Raw genomic sequence first — 18,860 nt, 5'->3', positions numbered from 1 at the left:
GGTGTATGTGGAGTAATGCACAGCATCAGGGGAAACTGTGTGTCGGTTTTGCTACAGAGTGGCTTTTTCGGGGGGGCTTCTGCGGGCGCCGGGATGCCAGTAGCTGATGCTGGCGAGACGTTGGCGCAGTTGCTGGCCCACGGCCTGGGGGCCGAGCTGGCGCTGGATGTCTTGCGCGGCTTGTCGGCCTATGGCCTGGCGCAGGTCGGGCTGCCGGATCAGGGTGTCGAGGCATTGGGCTGCGTGTTGTGTGTCGGCTTCGGCCCAGGGCAGGCCTGCGCGGTAGACGCCTATGTCTTGCGTCAGGGGCTGGAGCTGGTAGTGCACGGGCATGCTGTTGGCGGGGGTCATGAAGTCCATGTTGGCGGACCAGCCGGTGCCGATGACGGCTTTGCCGAGGCTCATCATTTCTGCCAGTGCGAGGCCGAATCCTTCCGCACGGTGCAGGGACAGGAGGATGTCGCAGTGGGATTGGAGGTCCCAGGTTTGCTGGCGGGTGTAGAAGGCGTCGATGAACTGGATGTTGGTGGTGCCAGAGACGCTTTGGCGCAGGGCCTCGCAGGCCTCAGGGTAGTGGTTGCCGTTGATGGTTTTGATGACGAGCTGGACGCCAGGGCGGTTGGCGGCGGCGCGCTGGAAGGCTTCGATGGCGGCCTGGGGGTTTTTGCGGTGCTGGTAGGAGTGGAAGTCGTACATGACGAGCACGAGGATGCGGTCGTCGTCGGGCAGGCCGAGCTGGGCGCGGGTGCTACCTGGTGTGGGCTGGCAGTGGATGGCGTGGGGGATTTTGAAGACGGGGACGGGTGCCACTGCAGCCACGGCGTCGTGGACGAAGGTGGAGGGGACCCAGATTTCATCGACTTGCTGAAATGCGGGCAGTGCCGCCGGGGGGAGTTGGGGCTGTTCCCAGTGCCAGTAGGCGATGCGGTAGGGTGCGCGGGGCCTGCCCTGTTGCTGGAGCCACTGGGCGGTGACGGGGGTTTGGTCGTGGTTGACGTAGAGGAGATCGACCGGAAAGTCTTGGTGGACGGCGTAGGGGAGGATGCTGGTGTCGGTTTTGCGGTTGCTGGTTTGGTGGCCGACGTCGATGGCGCTGTAGGGGATTTGTGCCGCCATGCAGGCGCGCGCCAGGGAGCGTGCGGCTTCGCCGATGCCGAGCTCTGCCGTGAGGTAGCCGATGAGGTTGATGCCGGGGGGCTGTTGCTGGGCGAGTTGCTCTGGCGGGAGCAGAGGGGCGGTGTCTGGGACGGCGACTGGGGGCACGGCGGGCGCTGGAGGTGCTGGTGGTGCGGCGGGCACCGGGGGTTCTGCCGTTGCCTGGCCTGGCTTTGGCGGGGTGAGCAGCCGGAGCCACCAGCGGGGGCGGGCACGGGCTTCGGCGGAGAGGGCCAGGCTGAGTGCAACGCGAAATCTGGCACCCCGGCGGATGTGGGGCTGGTAGGCCTGGAGGCCGCTGGCGTCGGGTCTGCGTCCGAGGTAGTGGCGGTAGAGGTTTTCGAGCTGCTGCGCTTCTGGGTCGGCATGGGGCCGGGCTGGCTGGATGGGTTCTGCGGGGCTTGCAGGTTCTGCGGGGCTTGCGGCCGCTGCCGCCACGGGTTGCGGCGGCACGGGCGGGCAGAAGGGGGTGTTTGCTGCGGCCCGGGCGAGTTGCTGCGCCGGGGTGTGCTGCCGGAACTGGATGCGCTGTTCGTCGGTGATGGGCGTGCCATCACGGTATGTGCCGTAGCTGTATGGCAGGGTGAGGTAGTGCGGCAGGCCATTGCCGATGACGGTTTGGCAGTAGTCGTGGGCGAGTTGCCGCACGGCGGGCGGCAGGGTGCTGTATGTGTAGCGGTTTTGGTGTTTGGAGAAGGGTTCGGGTTTCTGCGGGTTGAGGCCGCTGTAGTGGAAAAAGGCGAGCGGCTGGCCGTTGACCTGGTATTGGCCGTCTGCGTCCCGTTCCACATTGCGCTGGGCGAGGTTCCAGTAGGCGACGTTGTAGCCGGGGTGGCGCAGGATGCAGATGTGGGGAAAAAGGCCGGGGACGAGGTCCATCCAGCTTTGGTCGACAAAGATGCCTTGGTCGTGGGCAATGATGCAGTGGTGGCGGAGTTTGCTTTGCCACCACGCCAGTATGTCCCGGGTGTTGGCGGTATCGGTCAGCGCGCAAAACCCGAGGTTGTAGGTGCCGGCGCGGCGGATGTCGAGTTCGGTGGGGCGCAGGTCGTCGGCGATGGGGGCCAGCAGGTGGGGGGTGAGGACGAGGTGGGCGCCTTGCTCCAGGCTTTGGATGGCGTGGGTCAGCGGCTGGTACAGACGAATGTCGGGGTCGATGTAGAGAACGTGCTGGTAGCCTTGGTCGAGGAGATGCTGGAGTGCCCAGGGTTTGACGGCGGTGTTGAGTTCAAGAATGTTGTAGCGGTAGAGGAAGGCGTCGCCGTCGGGCAAGGGGAGTTGTTCGAGTGGTATGGCTGTGAATTCGTCTGCCAGGGCCTGGGCGGGTGCGAGGTCTGCGTCAACGATGGCGACGTAGCGGTGCGCTTCGGGATGGTGCCGGGCCACGCTTTGCATGAGGGTGCGTGCAAAGTGGAGGTAGTTGTTGGAGACGATGGTGAGGATGGCTGTGCGGGCGTTGGTCATCATGGTTTGCGTGTGATGCGCTGGAGTTGCCGGGCGATGTGGCGCAAGGGCGCGGTGATGCGCCAGGAGCGGCTTTGGTAGACGGCGGCGAGTTGTTCGGCGAGTTGCTGGGCTTGCTGCCCCGTTTGGGCGGTTTGCAGCAGGGCCTGAGCGGCTTGCTGTTCTGCCTGGGTTGCTTGCTGCCGGGCTTGCGCCGCCTGCTTTTCGGCCTGGGCAGCTTGCTGCTGGGCCTGTGTTGCTTGGTGCTGGGCCTGGCTGATTTGCTGGCCTAGTTGCGCCAGGGCGTGCTGTAGTTCCTGCTGGTGCTGGTGCTGGGCCTGGTCGTAGCGCTGGGCCAGCTGGTGCAGTTGCAGGCCTGCGGCAGGTTGGGGCCAGTTCTGTGCGGGGCCGCCGGGGGTGCAGGCGGCAAGGCCGTAATCGGGACTGACGCCGGAGAGTACGTCGTGCAAACTGACAGGGCCTTGGCGCAGGCGCGGCTCTTCTTGCAGGCGCAGGGTCTGGATGCCCTGGTAGCCGTGATAGGCCAGCAGCGTGTGCATGAGCTGCTGGGGCAGCGGACGCTGGTGGGTGGGGTCAATATAGAAGTGGTTGCCTGCGACGCAGAGGTTCTCAGGGTTGGGTGTCTCTAGCAACAAGAGACCGCCAGGCACAAGGACGCGCCGGGCCTGCTCCAGGAGGGTGTGCAGGGTGCTGAAGGGCAGGTGCTCGATGAGGTGGAAGGCGCTGATGGCGTGCAGGCTGTGGCTGGGTTGGGCCTGGAGGTAGGCGATGGCTTCGGCCTGGCTGGCGCTCAGGCCGTGCTGCTGGCATGCCTGGACCATGGCTGGGCTGGTGTCGATGCCGTGGGCGGTGACGCCGTGGTGCGCCAGTAGCTGGAGCCATTCGCCACGGCCACAGCCGAGGTCCAGCACGTGCATTTGGGGGTGACTGCTGTGAAGTGTGTGGACCCAGGGCCAGTAGACGGCGAGGCGGCTCTGGATGAGCTCGCGGCTGCCTCGGTGCTGGTCTTCCAGGGCTTGGTAGAAGGTGTCACTCATGGTGTGCTGGCGCCGCCCTGCCCTTGCTGCCGTATGGTGGTCTGGAGTGGCAACCATGCTGCACCGAGGAAGCTGGGGTGCTGGGTGTTGAGGACTTTGAAGATGAGGGCGAGGTCGCGCCATTCGTAGTTGGCAGCGATGTGGTCGTGGCCTGCATGCAGGGCGACGGCAATGGAGTAGTCACCGGGGCCGATGTTGGCTTGCCAATGCAAGTTGAATTCCCAGTGGCTGCCGGGCTGCACCTGGTGCAGGGTGTTTTGCAGGTGGTGGGTGTTGGTGCCGAAAATGGGGTGGCCGAGCTGGTCTTTGATCATGAAGCCCAGAACGAGTTCGGGGACAGCATGGTGAACCCTGACGCTGATTTGCAGGGTGACGTCTTGCCCGACAGTGAGTGTTTCGAGGGCTTGCCCGGCGGTGTTGAGCAAGCGCACTTGCTCGATGGTGGCATGCCCGTTGCCGGAGATGGTCTGCAGTTTGCCCTGCGGGGTGAGTTGCTGCTGGATGTGCTGGCCAGGCCGCTCCGCCAGGAGGGCGTTGTAGTAGTCCATGACGGCTTCGGGCGGGCCTTGCATGGCGAGCTTGCCGCCGTTGATGAGGATGGCGCGGTCGCAGAGGGTCTGGATCGCTTGCTTGTCATGGCTGACGAACAATAGTGTGGTGCCTTGCTGTCGGTATGCGCGGATGCGGTCGAAGCTTTTGTGCTGAAAGTAGGCGTCGCCGACGGAGAGTGCTTCGTCCACGATCAGAACATCGGGCCGGCGGGCGGTTGCCACGCTGAAGGCGAGGCGCATTTGCATTCCGCTGCTGTAGATGCGTACGGGCTGGTCGATGTAGTCACCGAGTTCGGCGAAGGCTTCAATGCCGGGCATTAGCTGGGTCATTTCAGCAACGCTGTAGCCCAGTAGCTGGCCTGCCATGTATGCGTTCTGGCGGCCTGTGAAGTCGGGATGGAACCCCATGCCGAGTTCGAGCAGCGCTGCAATGCGCCCGGTGGTATGCACACTGCCAGTACTGGGGCGCGTAGTGCCGGTGATGATTTTGAGCAGGGTGCTTTTGCCAGCGCCGTTGATGCCAATTATGCCGACGGCTTCACCTGGGTTGACGGTGAATTGAATGTCTTGCAGCACCCAGTGCAGCTGGTGGCGTGGCCGGCCTCGGGGGTCGAGCCATTCGGCGAGCCGGGCCCAGTGGCCAGGATAGTGTTTGTAGGCTTTGCCGAGGTGTTTGACTGTGATGGTACCCATGGGGGATTGGAGCCTGTCTGGGGGCTCAGAGTTCGTCGACCATTTCACCGGCACGACGCCGGAAAAAGTGCGCGCCCAGTGCACAAAGCATGAGCGCGGTGGCGGCAGGGTAGATGAGGCTGCCCCACTGGGGCCACTGGCTCTGTACCACGATGCCTTGCACTGCGGCGATGGGGGCGGCCATGGGATTCAAAGCAAGCAAGGGCCGCGCTTCGTCAGGCAGGATGCTGGCGGGGTAGACGATGGGGGTGAGCCAGAACCAGAAGGTGATGAAGAGGCCCGCGAAGTGGCCGATGTCCCGGAAGAAGACGTTCAGCACCCCGAGCACCATGCCAAGCCCGACGCCCAACAGCACCACTAAGCCCAGGACTGGCACCAGGGCCGCGTAGGCGATGCCGGGAAAGTTGCCCGTCAGCAGCAAGAAGACGGTGAACAGTCCAAAGACGATGCTGAAATTGAGGCTTGCACTGAGGGTGATGGTGACAGGAATGCACAGCCGTGGAAAGCTGATTTTTTTGAGCAGGTTGGCATGTTCGAGGAACATGTTTTTGGAGCGGGAGACGATTTCGTCGAACAGCCCCCAGCTGAGGATGCCTGCACAGAGATAGATGCTGTATACGTAAGCGCCGCCGAGTCCGGGCAGCTTGGCTTGCATGACCTGGGAGAAGATGAGGGTGTAGACCAGAATCATCGCCAAGGGGTTGATGATGTTCCAGGCGGCGCCGAATAGGGAGTTGCGGTATTTGAGCTGGAATTCGCGTTTGACGCTGCCCAGTACGAAACTGCGGTAGGCCCAGACGGGGCGCAGGTGTTTGATCATGAGCAGCGTAGGTGCCGGTAAGGTTATGACTGGAGACATTGATCGACCCGGTCCCAGAATTGCTGGGTGCTTTGGCGCCAGTTGAGCCAGGGGATGGGCGCTGGCAGGCGCGGAGCACCTGCTTCAATGTGCCGGGCCAGGGCGTTGGCAAGATGCGCGGGGTTGGTGAGGTCCACAAACGTGACGCCCTCTGCTCCCAGCTCGCGGAAGACGGGTATGTTGCTGGCAAAGACGGGCAAACCGCGCTGCAAGGCTTCGACCATGGGGAGGCCAAAGCCTTCGGCGTGGGAGGTGAAGAGCAGGCCGTTGGCCCGGCCATAGAGCTGGGCAAGAATGTCGTCACCGGCCTGGTTGAACATGAACAGCTGCCTGCCATATTGGGGATGGGTGCGGACGCGCTGAATCAAGTCGGCGCACAACCACCCCACCCTGCCTACGATGATGAATTGGGCCTGGTGGCCCTGTGCCCACAGGCGCTCGAAGGCATCGAGCGCGTAGGCGTGGTTTTTACGCGGCTCGATGGTGCTGACGTACAAATACACCGGCTTCGGTGACTGAATGATGCTGGCAATGGTTTGGTGGACCGTACTGGTGCCGGTTGGCAGGTGCTGGCCATCGAGTTCACTTCCAAGCCAGAAATAGTTAACGCGCAAGGGTTTTGTTCGCTCTACGATGCGCGGCAAGGTCTCCTGAATTTCCTCAGCAACGGTTTGCGAGATACACAAAAAGGCATCTGCCGTGCTGAAGGCCTCGGCCATCCATTGGCAGTAGTAGTACTTGGTTTTGGACTCGCAATACTGAGGGCAAATGTAGGGTATGAGGTCGTACACGATGCAGACGACCTGCACGCCCTGGCTTTGGAGCGTTCTGACTTCATCCCACAGGCTGAGATGCCAGGAGGAGTCGAGCAGAATCAGCACATCACCTGGATGAAAAGTGACGGCAGGAGCCGGCTGCGGGGGATCGACGGGTGTGGCTGGCTTCTTTCGCAGCCAGCGCACGGGCGTGGTAAGCAGCCTGGAAAGCCCAGGAGCCGTGGCAGGTGCGTTCAGAAAATCCACCCAGGGCTGCCAGGGCAGGAGTGCCGCAGCCAGTTGGCGCAAGGCGCGATAGACACCCTGCGCATAGGTGGCTGGATGGAACTTGGCTTTTGCAGCAGGAGGGCGCCCGGCGTTCTGCTCCTCGGACTTTGGGGCGGGATACGGGAGAGGCCCGGCGAGCGGCTGAAAACGCCCTGCATCGAAAATTACGGGAGTGATGTGACGACCGGCGGCCGGCTCAGCCAGCGAAGTGTTGATAACGTTGCGGACGACGCGTTGAATGCCAGTGTTGTATTGGGTACCGGCTGTATGGGTACATTCGATGTAGTAACGCATGTTCGGTTCCGGTAAGCCCCCGTCGATCGGCTGCCACCCCCGATGGAAACAAAACCTTAAATTGTATGATACCCACCACGACATGAGTGGAGAGTCAATTGTGAAAAAGGCAATCATCACGGGCATCACGGGGCAGGACGGCGCCTATCTGGCCGAGTTGCTTCTGGCCAAAGGGTATGCGGTGTGGGGCACGTACCGCCGCACAAGTTCCGTGAATTTTTGGCGGCTGCAAGAACTGGGGGTGGAGGCTCACCCGAACCTGACGCTGGTGGAGTATGACCTGACGGATCTGGGCGCTTCGGTGCGCTTGCTGCAGCAGGTGCAACCCGATGAGGTGTACAACTTGGCAGCACAGAGTTTTGTGGGCGTGAGTTTTGAGCAGCCTTCAACCACTGCGCACATCACAGGGCTGGGCGCCCTGAATTTGCTGGAGGCGATTCGGCAGGTGAATACCAGCATCCGGTTTTATCAGGCGAGCACGTCGGAGATGTTTGGCAAGGTGCAGACGGTGCCACAAACCGAGGACACGCCGTTTTATCCGCGCAGCCCGTATGGCGTGGCCAAGCTTTATGCGCACTGGATGACGGTGAATTACCGCGAAAGCTATGGCATTTTTGGTGCGAGCGGAATCTTGTTCAACCATGAGTCGCCCCTGCGCGGCCGGGAGTTTGTGACGCGCAAGATTACGGACAGTGTGGCCAAGATCCGGCTGGGGCAACTGGACTGCCTGGAGCTTGGAAACCTGGATGCCAAGCGGGATTGGGGGTTTGCCAAGGACTACGTTGACGGAATGTGGCGCATGTTGCAGGTGGATACGCCTGAGACCTTTGTGCTGGCGACGAACCGGACAGAAACGGTGCGAGACTTTCTGCGCATGGCTTTCAAAGCGGCGGGGGTGGAACTGGCGTTCTCGGGCAACGGCGACTCGGAGGTCGCCATGGATGCGGCCACGGGGCGCTGCGTCGCGCGGGTGAACCCGAAGTTTTATCGCCCTGCCGAGGTGGATTTGCTGATTGGTGACCCCGCCAAAGCACACGAAAAGCTGGGCTGGACCCCGACAACGACACTGGAGCAGTTGTGCGAGATGATGGTAGAGGCCGATCTGAAACGGAATGAACGTGGCTGGTCATTCTGACAAAGGCCGTGCGCTGATTACAGGGATTGGCGGCTTTACGGGCCGACATTTGGCCAGGACGTTGCGCCATGCGGGCTATGACGTTTACGGCACCGTGCAGGCTGAATCGGACGCGAACGAACATTGTTTTGCGGCAGACCTGCTGGACGCAGATGCTCTTGATGCCATAGTTCAGCGGGTTCGACCCAGGGTGGTGGCACATCTGGCCGCCATCTCGTTTGTGGCACACGGTAACGCGGATACCATTTATGCCGTCAATCTGCTGGGTTCCCGCCATCTGTTGCAGGCGCTGGGCCGTTTGCCTGAGCCACCGGCTGCTGTTCTGCTGGCCAGTAGCGGCAATATTTTTGGACAGACTGCGTTGGAAGTGCTAGATGAAACAGCACAGCCCTGCCCAGGCAATGACTATGGTGTCAGCAAGTTGGCGATGGAGCACATGGCGCGGTTGTGGCTGGATCGGTTGCCCATCACGGTGGTGCGGCCTTTCAATTACACAGGCCTAGGTCAGGACAGCCGTTTTGTACTGCCCAAGATTGTGGAGCATTTTCGGCGGCGTGCATCTGTGATCGAACTGGGCAATCTGGATGTGGAGCGGGATTTCTCAGATGTGCGGCGGGTGGTGGCTGCTTACGAGGCACTGCTGTCAGCGCCTGCACCCGGGGAGTTGTTCCATGTGTGCTCCGGGCGTTTGTATTCCCTGCGACAAGTTCTACGCACCATGACGGACCTGACGGGTCACACCATGGAAGTCCGCGTGAACCCTGCCTTTGTGCGGCAGCACGAGATTACACGCTTGAGGGGCAACCCGGCGAAGTTGCAGAATTTTGTGCCACATCTGCCTGATTTTGAGCTGGCAGATACATTGAAATGGATGCTCCACGGCAACGCTGGGGATATTGCTGCGGCTTTGCCGACCAATTAACCGGACAAGCCTTCATTGACTGGGTATGTGATGATTCCATTGATTCCCGTTGTACTGTGCGGGGGCTCGGGCACACGGCTGTGGCCGCTGTCCCGCGAGAGTGAACCGAAACAGTTTCTGTCGCTGCATGGTGACACCAGCTTGCTGCAACAGGCACTTTTGCGGCTGCAGGGTTTGCCTGCGCCCTTGCCGGCGGCGGCACCACCGCTTCTGGTGGCCAACAGGGAACACCGTTTCCTGGTGGCGACGCAAGTGGAAACACTGCTCCCCCAGCAGGGCGCCACGGTGGTGCTGGAGCCTATGGGCAGGAATACGGCTCCCGCGCTGACGCTGGCGGCGTTGCAGGCTGTCACCGATGCACAGGCTGCGGGCGCAACGGAATCACCGGTGATGATGGTGATGCCGGCGGACCATGTGCTTCTGGACACTGCACGGTTTCACGCCGCGGTCGCCAAAGCCTGGCCGTTGGCCCTGGCGGGAAAGGTGGTGACTTTTGGCATTTGTCCAGACCGGCCAGAAACCGGCTACGGCTACATCCACAGGGGATGCACCGCGGCCGTTGAAGGCGTCTACGCTGTGAAAAGCTTTCGAGAGAAACCCGATGCTGCTGCAGCCCGACAGATGCTGGAGAGTGGTGAGTATCTGTGGAATAGCGGCATGTTCATGCTGAAAGCCCAGACGTGGCTGGATGCGGTGGCACATTTTCGGCCCGATATTCTGCAAACCTGTCAGCAGGCGATGCTGCAAGGCACACGGGATGCGGATTTCGTGCGGCCCGATGCGACCGTTTTTGCCGCATGTGCGGCAGAGTCGATCGACTATGCCGTCATGGAGAAGCTGCCTGCTGCAACTGCATTGGGCACAGATCTGCAGGTGGTCGCGCTGGACGCAGGGTGGTCGGACCTGGGGGCCTGGAATGCAGTGTGGGAAGTGCTGCCCCAGGATGCCTCAGGCAATGCCTTGCACGGAGACGTATTGCAGGTGGGGTGTGAGCAGTCGTTGCTCTACAGCACCAGCCGACTTGTAGCCGGTATTGGCCTGCACGGCCTGGTTGTGGTGGAGACGCCCGATGCGGTGCTGGTTTCCGACATGACCCAGGTGCAGGATGTCAAGCGTGTGGTGGCGGAGTTGAAGTCGCGTGCCCGCAGCCTGGCCGATACGCACCGAAAGACCCCGAGACCCTGGGGCTGGTACGACTCCATCGACAGGGGCGAGCGGTTTCAGGTCAAGCGCATTGTCGTCAAACCGGGCGCCAGCCTGAGCTTGCAGATGCACCACCATCGCGCCGAGCATTGGATTGTGGTGAAAGGCACCGCCGCGGTAACGAACGGAGAGAAAACGTTTCTGTTGTCAGAAAACGAGTCCACCTATATCCCGCTGGGTCACGTTCACCGCCTGAGCAACCCTGGAAAAATCCCGCTGGAAATCATTGAGGTTCAATCCGGCAACTACCTGGGCGAAGATGACATTGTGCGGCTGGACGACTCCTATGGCCGCACTCCTTAAGGCAACGCTGAATGAGTCCCCGCGATGGCGCGCGCCCGGCATGGGGAGGGGATGCAAGGCGCCCACCGCAGCCATGGGCCGGTGCCATGGTGAGGATGGGCAACGCCGCAGACCACCCGAGGCAGGGATGCGCCCCGAGGCCACCGCCCGGAAAAGTCTCATTCGGACCGGTGGCCCCACGTCATTCGACGGGGGTGTGCGTCAATTGCTCGTAGAGTGATCGGTAGGCACGGCCAACAACTTGCGGGGAAAACAATTGCTCCCATCGGGCGCGAGATGCTGCGCCGTAGCGGGCGCATAAGTCCCGGTTGCCAGCCAGTGTTTCGAGTGCCTTTGCCAGTGCCGGCGGATTCTCGGGCGGCACAACCAGGCCGGTTTCCCCGTGCCGGTTGATCCAGGTCGTGCCCGTACCAATTTCACAGCTCACCAGGGGTTTGCTCGCCTGAGCCCCTTCCAGGAGGGTGATCCCAAAAGCCTCTGACCGCAGATGCGACGGGAAGACCACCCCGCGCGACAGGCTCAGAATGGCGTGCTTGTCCGCGTCTGGCAAAGCCCCCAGGAACCGTACATTGCACAGCCCCATCTGCCGAGCCTGGGAACGCAGGGCTGCGCCCTCTGGTCCATCGCCAATCAAGACAATGGTGCCACTGAACAAACGCGCTGCGTCCAGCAAAAATGACAAGCCTTTGTAATAACGGAAAACGCCTACGAATAAAAAGAAATCGTCGCCCAGTTCAGCCCGCCAGCGCTGGACCAAGGCGGGGTCCGATACGGGTTGTTCATTGAGGCAATGGGGTATTTGCACCAGTTTCTCCTGGTAGCTTTTCAATACCTCGCTGGTAGCGGCGTAATTGGGAGAAGAAACGACGATGCGATCAGCGCTGTGTAGCAAGTATTTCCGCAATGGCGCATATGCCACGCCCAACCCACGCTGGCGCACGATGTCCGACACATAAGTCACCAGCAATGGCTGATGCCGGCGACGCACCAGCGGCAACAAGACATCGGCGAACGGCCAAGGGTAATGCATTTGAATCACATCCGCGTTGGATGCAGCAGCCCGGCATTGCCGCACAGCGTCCCACGCCCCTATATTGCACGATGCAATTTCCGCCCAGGAGCGCGCGCGAATCAGTTCACCTTCTGGCAGTTCAAGATGGGACGGGTGCGGGTGGCGGGCCAAGGCAAATACCGTGTTTTTCACCCCGAATGCCTGCGTGGCCATACAGAGCTGACGAATGGACTCCTCGAGCCCGCCTTGCGATTCGGGGAAATAGGCCCGGTAAATGTGCAACACCTGCAAGATCTTCATCCTTCGAGACCTCTGACTTGAGCGATGTGCTCATATACCTGGACCGTTTCCCTTGCGCAGCGCTCCCAGCTAAATGTCGCGGCACGTTGCAGGCCGAGATTGGCGAGACGGCTGGCCACAGATCCATCTTCCAGCAGCGTGAGCAGGCTTTCGCGCATGGCATCCACATCGTCCGGGTCCACCATCATGCCCGCTGGCCCCACCACCTCTGGCAATGAGGTGCGATTCGCCACCACGACCGGCACACCAGACGCCATTGCTTCCAGTGCAGGCAAGCCAAACCCTTCATACCGGGATGGATAGCAAAAGGCTGCGGCGCCGGCATACAGGGATGGAATCTGCTCATCTTTCACATAACCCAGCAAACGCAATTGACCTTGATGGATGAGGTTTTGCGCATCCTTCATCAGGGCACCGGTGTTCCAGCCGCTCATTCCTGCCACCACCAGGGGGAAACGCTGGCGAAGTGCCGGTGGCATACCGGCATAGGCCGTAAACAGCGTCTGCAGATTTTTGCGGGGCTCCAAGGTTCCCACGCACAGCAAGTACCCCTGTGGATCCAGCCCCAGCTCTGACAGGACAGGCTGCAGTTGAGCGTTGTCCCGGGGCCGAAAGCGTGCATCAGCCGCCAGATAGGTGACGGTGATCTTGTCATCCGGCACATCAAACCAGCGCTGCAGCGCGTGCTTGGAGTCCTCGGAAATCACCAGGATGTGGTCTGCGCGCTCGATGGCTGCCGGCAGACGCTTCTCCATGACATGCACCCGTTCAACCGGATGCGTTTCCGGATGGTCGAAGCATGACATGTCGCAAATCGTCAGCACCAAAGGACCATCGAAGGGCATGGGCAGGTAGTTGGGCTCGTGATAAATCGCCCCCTTCAAACCAGCCTTGCTGCGGTAGCGGAACAGGGCTTGCTGAAGCACATGGCGGGTCGCCCTCGGAAACGGCATCCAGCGCTGCAGCAGGCGGTTCAGTCTCTGGGCCGTGTGCGCGCTGGTAGCAGCTGGCAGCTGAAACCCGTCTTCAATCCGTATGCCATACACCGTGCACAAATCGACCAGCGCCAACCTGTCCATGGCCGTAAACAGGTGCCGGATGTATTGACCGATGCCTGTCAAGGGCGCCAGCAGGGGTGTTCCGTTGACCAAGACCTTCATCTTGCAATCACCTGCCTCCACAGAGCTCGTGGCAATGCGGCCACGGCAGTGGTTTCAATTTCTGCCCATGTCGCGCGCGAGAAACAGCGCCGGTGCGGCGCCGACGAACAGGTGGCCGCCCCACACTCTTGCGTCCGGCGCTCATGCGTCGCCAGAGGCCATGAAAGGATTCAGAAAATCACTCAAACCCATCGTCCCCAAAGCGCAAACACGGTGCTGCTTCATCTTTGGGAGACAGGCGATAGGCCATCGGCAGACGGGGCCAATCGATGGCAAGAGCGGGATCATTCCAGACAATGGAGCGTTCGTGCTCCGGGCTGTAATAGTCCGTTGTCTTGTAAAGAAAATCGGCAGATTCACTACAGGTCAAAAATCCATGCGCAAATCCTGGAGGAATCCAGAGCTGCCTGCGATTCACATCACTCAGCTCCACACCCACCCATTTCCCATAAGTCGGTGAACTTTTCCGGATATCCACCGCCACGTCAAAGACCATTCCGCGTACCACACGGACCAGTTTCCCCTGTGCTTTGGACGGCAACTGGTAATGCAGGCCACGCAATACGCCCTGGCTGCTATGGCTGTGATTATCCTGGACGAACTGGTAATGGGTTCCTGTGGCCTGATGAAAGGCTTGCTGATTGAAGCTTTCGAAAAAGCACCCCCGCGCATCAGCAAACACCTTGGGTTCGATGATGAGCACATCAGGAATGGCCGTAGAGGTTACTTGCATATTCAAAAAACACGGTCTTTCAACATGGCCAACAAATATTGGCCGTAGCCGTTTTTAATCAATGGTGCGGCCAATTGCTCCACTTGTGCCGCATTGATCCAGCCCAGGCGATAGGCAATTTCTTCGGGACAGGCGATTTTAAGCCCCTGCCGCTTTTCAATGGTGGCAATGAATTGGCCTGCTTCCAAGAGGCTTTCATGTGTGCCCGTATCCAGCCAAGCGTAACCCCGCCCCATGATTTCGACACTGAGCTGGCCCTGCTCCAGGTACAGGCGGTTGAGGTCGGTGATTTCGAGTTCGCCGCGCGCTGAGGGCTTGAGGCTTTTGGCCAGCTCCACGACCTGGTGGTCGTAGAAATACAGGCCGGTGACGGCGTAGTTGCTTTTAGGCACAGCAGGTTTTTCTTCCAGACTCAGCACTTTGCCGCTGGCATCGAACTCAGCCACGCCGTAGCGCTCGGGGTCGTGCACATGGTAGGCAAAGACACTGGCGCCCTCGGTGCGCTGGGAGGCATTGCCCAGCAGTTCGTGGAAATCGTGGCCATAAAAGATGTTGTCACCCAGCACCAGCGCGCTGGGTGAATCCCCCACGAACGACTCGCCGATGATGAAGGCCTGCGCCAGGCCGTCCGGGCTGGGCTGCACCGCATATTGCAGGTGGATGCCCCACTGGCTGCCGTCGCCCAGCAGCTGCTCGAAACGCGGCGTGTCCTGGGGCGTGCTGATGACCAGGATGTCGCGGATGCCCGCCAGCATGAGGGTGCTGAGCGGGTAATAGATCATGGGTTTGTCGTACACCGGCAGCAGTTGTTTGCTGATGGCCAGCGTGGCCGGGTGCAGGCGGGTGCCGGAGCCTCCGGCGAGGATGATGCCTTTGCGTGCAGTCATGGTGTGTGCTTCAGAGGATTTCGGTGAGCATGCGCGCCACGCCGGCTTGCCAGTGCGGCAAGGTCAGGCCAAAGGTGGATTGCAGTTTGGCCGTGTTCAGGCGCGAGTTGTGGGGTCGTGTGGCCGGTGTGGGGAAGGCACTGGTGGGCACGGGCGCTACCTCTTTTGCTTTGATTTTGATAGCTGGTTGCGCTTGCACAGCAAGGGCTAGAACCTCTTTTGCATACAAATTCCAGTTGGTTTCCCCCCCAGCCACGCAGTGGAAAAGGCCGCCATCGTTGGGGCGCTGATGCAGGTGGCGGATGGCGTGGGCCGTGACATCGGCCAGCAGGTCTGCGCCGGTGGGTGCGCCCCACTGGTCGTCGATGACGGTGAGGCGCTCGCGCTCCTGCGCCAGGCGCAGCATGGTCTTGGCGAAATTGCCGCCACGTGCGGCATAGACCCAGCTGGTGCGCAGGATCAGGTGCTTTGCACCCGACTGCGCAATGAGTTGTTCCCCTTCGAGCTTGGTGCGGCCGTACACGCTCAAGGGAGCGGGCGTGTCGGTTTCGACCCAGGGGCGGCTGCCGCTGCCATCGAACACGTAGTCGGTGCTGTAGTGCACCAGCCAGGCGCCCAGCTTGGCAGCCTCCTGGGCGATGGTGCCCGGAGTGGTGGCGTTCAGGGTGCGCGCGACATCGGCCTCGCTCTCCGCCTTGTCCACGGCCGTGTGGGCTGCGGCATTGACGATCACATCAGGGCGCAGGGCGCGCACGGTGTCGGCTACGCCCGCAGGATTGGAAAAGTCACCGCAATACTCCGTGCTGTCGAAGTCCAGCGCGGTGACGGTGCCCAGCACCGACAGGCTGCGCTGCAGCTCCCAGCCGACCTGGCCGTTTTTGCCCAGAAGCAGGATGTTCATGCGCTGGCGTCCGCAACGGCGGCGGGCTCTTGCGCATACTGGGTCTGCACCCAGTCGCGGTAAGCACCGGTCTGCACATGGGCCACCCACTGGGGATTGTCCAGGTACCACTGCACCGTCTTGCGGATGCCGGTCTCAAAGGTTTCGGCGGGCTTCCAGCCCAGTTCGCGCTCGATCTTGCGCGCGTCGATGGCGTAGCGGCGGTCGTGGCCCGGGCGGTCCTGGATGTAGGTGATCTGGCCGGCGTAGCTTTGCCCGTCCGCGCGCGGGCGCAGTTCGTCGAGCAGCGCACACACCCGGTTCACGATATCGATGTTGGGCATTTCGTTCCAGCCGCCCACGTTGTAGGTCTCACCGGGGGCACCGGCTTCCAGCACGCGGCGGATGGCGCTGCAATGGTCCTTCACATAGAGCCAGTCGCGCACCTGCATGCCGTCGCCGTAGACCGGCAGGTTCTTGCCAGCCAGGGCGTTGACGATCATCAGCGGGATGAGCTTTTCGGGGAAGTGGTAAGGCCCGTAGTTGTTACTGCAGTTGGTGGTGAGCACCGGCAGGCCGTAGGTGTGGTGCCAAGCTCGCACCAAGTGGTCGCTGGCCGCTTTGCTGGCGCTGTAGGGGCTGTTGGGCTCGAAACCGCGCGTCTCCGCAAAGGCCGGGTCAGTGGGTGCCAGCGATCCATACACCTCGTCGGTGGAGACGTGCAGAAAGCGGAAGGCGTCCCGCTCGGCTTCGGGCAGCGCGCTCCAGTAGGCTCGCACGGCTTCAAGCAGGCGGAACGAACCCACGATATTGGTCTGGATGAAGTCTTCCGGCCCGTGGATGGAGCGGTCCACATGCGATTCGGCCGCAAAGTTCACCACGGCGCGCGGCTTGTGCTCGGCCAGTAGGTGGGCCACCAGGGTGGTGTCGCCGATATCGCCCTGCACGAAGATGTGGCGTGCATCGCCCTGGACCCCGTCCAGGTTGTGCAGATTGCCCGCGTAGGTGAGCTTGTCGAGGTTGACGACAGGCTCGCTGGAGGCAGCAAACCAGTCAAGAACGAAGTTGGCGCCGATGAAACCCGCGCCGCCAGTAACCAGAATCATAGGGTGGGCTGTGTGAAATGCCTGCTCGGCAGAACCCGCGATTATCCCACCCTGCCCGGTTACCCGGTAACAGAGTTCAACACGGGCCTGCCGGGGCGGATTGAAAGGCCATCAGAAATGAATGCCGCGCATCATCTGCTGCAGCGCCACCGCCTCGGCCGACAGCTGCGGCTTGGCGTCCTTGCTGCCCTTGGCGGCAGTGGAATCCGGAAACATGCGAAAGCTGGTGTTCATGGCGATCTGCGCCACGCGCGGCACCAGCGCATGCAACACCTGCCCGGTAATGCCTAGCCGCGTAGCGATGCGCACGGGCTTGAAGATACAGGCCTGCGCAATCATGTCTGCCGCCTCCTCGGGCGCCAGGGTCGGCACGTTGTTGTAGATCTTGGTGGGCGCGATCATGGGTGTGCGCACCAGCGGCATGTTGATGGTACTGAAGGTAATGCCCTGGTCAGCGAACTCGCTCGATGCACAGCGTGTCCAGGCATCGAGCGCCGCCTTGCTGGCCACATAGGCTGAAAAGCGCGGCGCATTGGTCAGCACACCAATGGAGCTGATATTGACCACATGCCCCTTGCGCTTGGCCACCATGCCGGGCAAAAAGCCCATGGTCACGCGCAGGCAGCCAAAGTAGTTGAGCTGCATGGTGCGCTCGTAGTCGTGGAAGCGGTCATAGCTCGACTCGATGGCGCGGCGGATCGAGCGACCCGCGTTGTTGATCAGAAAGTCCACACCGCCGTGGTTGTCGATGAGCAATTGCACGAAGCGGTCGCAGTCCACCATGTCGGCGATGTCCGCGGCATAAGCGATGAACTCGTAGCCCTTGGTCCGGGCCTCGGCGCATGCCTCGTCGAGCTTGGCCTGGTCGCGCCCACAGATGACAGTGGTGGCACCCGCCTCGGCGAACTTGTGTGCGGCCGCCAAGCCAATGCCTGAGGAGCCCCCCGTGACCAGCACCACCTTGCCCGCCACCGTGCCCTTGAGACTGCGGTCGATGAACAGTTCGGGGTCGAGGTTGCGCTCCCAGTAGTCCCACAGTCGCCAGGCATAGTCCTTGAGGTTGGGGCAAATCACACCCGAACCCTTGAGCGCCGCCAGGGTCTCGCGGCAGTCAAAGCGCGTGGGGTAGTTCACGAAGGTGAGCATGTCCTCGGGCAGGCCCAGATCCTTCATGATGGCATTGCGCACGCGGCGCACCGGTGCCATGGCCATCAGGCTTTTCTTCACGCTCTTGGGGATAAAGCCCAGCAGCGCGGCGTTGATGAACAGGTTCATGCGCGGCGCATGCGCGGCGCGGCTGAAGATATCGAGAACATCGCCCACGCGGTAGCCGACCGGGTCCACCAGATGGAAGCACTTCTTGGTGATGGACTGCTGGTGGCTGATGACGTTGAGCGCGTTCACCACAAAGTCCACCGGCACAATGTTCACGCGCCCGCCTTCCAGGCCCACGGTGGGCATCCAGGGCGGCAGCAACTGGCGCAGGCGCTGGATGAGTTTGAAGAAGTAGTAAGGCCCGTCGATCTTGTCCATCTCGCCCGTGGTGCTGTCGCCCACCACCATGGCGGGGCGGTACACCGTCCAGGGCACCTTGCAGTCCTTGCGCACAATTTTCTCGCTCTCGTGCTTGGTCTGGAAGTACGGGTGGTCCAGGCCTTCGGCCTCCTCGAACATGTCTTCGCGGAACACGCCTTCGTACAGGCCGGCAGCGGCGATGGACGAGACATGGTGAAAATGCCCCGCGTCGATGGCTTTGGCCAGATCCACCGTGTTGCGCGTGCCCTCGATGTTCACGGCGGCCTGTGTCTCTTCGTCGGCACCCAGGTCATACACCGCAGCCAGATGAAAGAAATGGTCGATCTGCCCTTTGAGCTTTTTGACGTCTTCGCCTGCAACGCCCAGTTTCTTTGCTGTGAGGTCGCCGAACACCGGCAATGCCCGGGCCGCACTCACCCCCCAGAAGCGGCGAAGATCGGCCACCTTGTCCGCACTTTCCCTGCGGATGAGGAAGTGCACGGTGGCCCCCTTGCGCTCCAGCAGCTTCTTGACCAGCCGCTTGCCAATGAACCCCGTTGCTCCCGTCACGAAATACTGCATGGAAAACTCCTCTGAGATTTCTTGAT

The 18,860-nt window shown here is 61.5% G+C and carries 15 protein-coding genes; 3 read left to right on the top strand and 12 right to left on the bottom strand.

Annotation, left to right across the window (positions count from 1 at the left end):
- Positions 1-51: 51 nt before the first annotated feature.
- Genes J8G26_RS03415 through J8G26_RS03395 form a run of 5 tightly spaced genes read right to left on the bottom strand, consistent with a single transcriptional unit; the run spans position 52 to position 7,096 of the window.
- Positions 52-2,622: a glycosyltransferase gene (locus tag J8G26_RS03415; RefSeq protein WP_210567930.1), complete on the bottom strand. Its 2,571-nt coding sequence runs from the start codon at positions 2,620-2,622 to the stop codon at positions 52-54.
- Positions 2,619-3,656, bottom strand: coding sequence for a class I SAM-dependent methyltransferase (locus J8G26_RS03410; protein WP_210567929.1), 1,038 nt, complete (start codon positions 3,654-3,656; stop codon positions 2,619-2,621). Before J8G26_RS03410 ends, J8G26_RS03415 begins: the two co-directional genes overlap by 4 nt.
- On the bottom strand, positions 3,653-4,900 hold the full coding sequence (locus J8G26_RS03405; RefSeq protein ID WP_210567928.1) for an ABC transporter ATP-binding protein: 1,248 nt from the start codon (positions 4,898-4,900) through the stop codon (positions 3,653-3,655). The genes J8G26_RS03410 and J8G26_RS03405 overlap by 4 nt, the downstream gene beginning before the upstream one ends.
- A 25-nt stretch (positions 4,901-4,925) precedes the next feature.
- The gene (locus J8G26_RS03400) at positions 4,926-5,720 is read right to left on the bottom strand and encodes an ABC transporter permease (protein WP_210567927.1); all 795 of its coding nucleotides are present in this window, start codon (positions 5,718-5,720) and stop codon (positions 4,926-4,928) included.
- A 23-nt stretch (positions 5,721-5,743) separates the two neighbouring features.
- Positions 5,744-7,096, bottom strand: coding sequence for a glycosyltransferase family 1 protein (locus tag J8G26_RS03395; protein WP_210567926.1), 1,353 nt, complete (start codon positions 7,094-7,096; stop codon positions 5,744-5,746).
- An 82-nt stretch (positions 7,097-7,178) separates the two neighbouring features.
- Here J8G26_RS03395 and gmd point away from each other — a divergent pair, with 82 nt between their 5' ends.
- The 3 genes from gmd to J8G26_RS03380 are packed head-to-tail and all read left to right on the top strand — an operon-like array spanning position 7,179 to position 10,659.
- Positions 7,179-8,231 carry a GDP-mannose 4,6-dehydratase gene (gene gmd / locus J8G26_RS03390; RefSeq protein WP_210568039.1) on the top strand — a complete coding sequence of 351 codons (1,053 nt, stop codon included), beginning with the start codon at positions 7,179-7,181 and terminating at the stop codon, positions 8,229-8,231.
- Complete coding sequence (locus J8G26_RS03385) at positions 8,209-9,153, top strand: GDP-mannose 4,6-dehydratase (RefSeq protein ID WP_210567925.1); 945 nt, start codon at positions 8,209-8,211, stop codon at positions 9,151-9,153. Before gmd ends, J8G26_RS03385 begins: the two co-directional genes overlap by 23 nt.
- A 30-nt stretch (positions 9,154-9,183) precedes the next feature.
- On the top strand, positions 9,184-10,659 hold the full coding sequence (locus tag J8G26_RS03380) for a mannose-1-phosphate guanylyltransferase/mannose-6-phosphate isomerase (RefSeq protein WP_210567924.1): 1,476 nt from the start codon (positions 9,184-9,186) through the stop codon (positions 10,657-10,659).
- Positions 10,660-10,840: 181 nt separating this feature from the next.
- Here the strand turns inward: J8G26_RS03380 and J8G26_RS03375 are convergent, their stop codons facing one another.
- The 7 genes from J8G26_RS03375 to J8G26_RS03345 all read right to left on the bottom strand — a co-directional run bounded on the left by J8G26_RS03375 (position 10,841) and on the right by J8G26_RS03345 (position 18,834).
- Positions 10,841-11,971, bottom strand: coding sequence for a glycosyltransferase (locus J8G26_RS03375; RefSeq protein WP_210567923.1), 1,131 nt, complete (start codon positions 11,969-11,971; stop codon positions 10,841-10,843).
- On the bottom strand, positions 11,968-13,131 hold the full coding sequence (locus tag J8G26_RS03370; RefSeq protein WP_210567922.1) for a glycosyltransferase family 1 protein: 1,164 nt from the start codon (positions 13,129-13,131) through the stop codon (positions 11,968-11,970). The genes J8G26_RS03375 and J8G26_RS03370 overlap by 4 nt, the downstream gene beginning before the upstream one ends.
- A gap of 178 nt (positions 13,132-13,309) precedes the next feature.
- Entirely contained in the window at positions 13,310-13,864 is a 555-nt protein-coding gene (gene rfbC, locus J8G26_RS03365) for a dTDP-4-dehydrorhamnose 3,5-epimerase (protein WP_210567921.1), read from the bottom strand.
- Between the two features lie 2 nt (positions 13,865-13,866).
- The gene (gene rfbA / locus J8G26_RS03360; RefSeq protein WP_210567920.1) at positions 13,867-14,751 is read right to left on the bottom strand and encodes a glucose-1-phosphate thymidylyltransferase RfbA; all 885 of its coding nucleotides are present in this window, start codon (positions 14,749-14,751) and stop codon (positions 13,867-13,869) included.
- A gap of 10 nt (positions 14,752-14,761) precedes the next feature.
- Complete coding sequence (gene rfbD / locus J8G26_RS03355; protein WP_210567919.1) at positions 14,762-15,652, bottom strand: dTDP-4-dehydrorhamnose reductase; 891 nt, start codon at positions 15,650-15,652, stop codon at positions 14,762-14,764.
- Positions 15,649-16,737: a dTDP-glucose 4,6-dehydratase gene (gene rfbB, locus J8G26_RS03350; RefSeq protein WP_210567918.1), complete on the bottom strand. Its 1,089-nt coding sequence runs from the start codon at positions 16,735-16,737 to the stop codon at positions 15,649-15,651. The genes rfbD and rfbB overlap by 4 nt, the downstream gene beginning before the upstream one ends.
- A gap of 111 nt (positions 16,738-16,848) precedes the next feature.
- Entirely contained in the window at positions 16,849-18,834 is a 1,986-nt protein-coding gene (locus J8G26_RS03345) for an SDR family oxidoreductase (RefSeq protein WP_210567917.1), read from the bottom strand.
- Between the last annotated feature and the right edge of the window lie 26 nt (positions 18,835-18,860).

This window comes from Acidovorax sp. JG5, assembly GCF_017939685.1.
In the GTDB taxonomy this organism is placed as follows: Bacteria; Pseudomonadota; Gammaproteobacteria; order Burkholderiales; family Burkholderiaceae_C; genus Acidovorax.
This window is presented reverse-complemented; position numbering and strand designations above follow the sequence as displayed.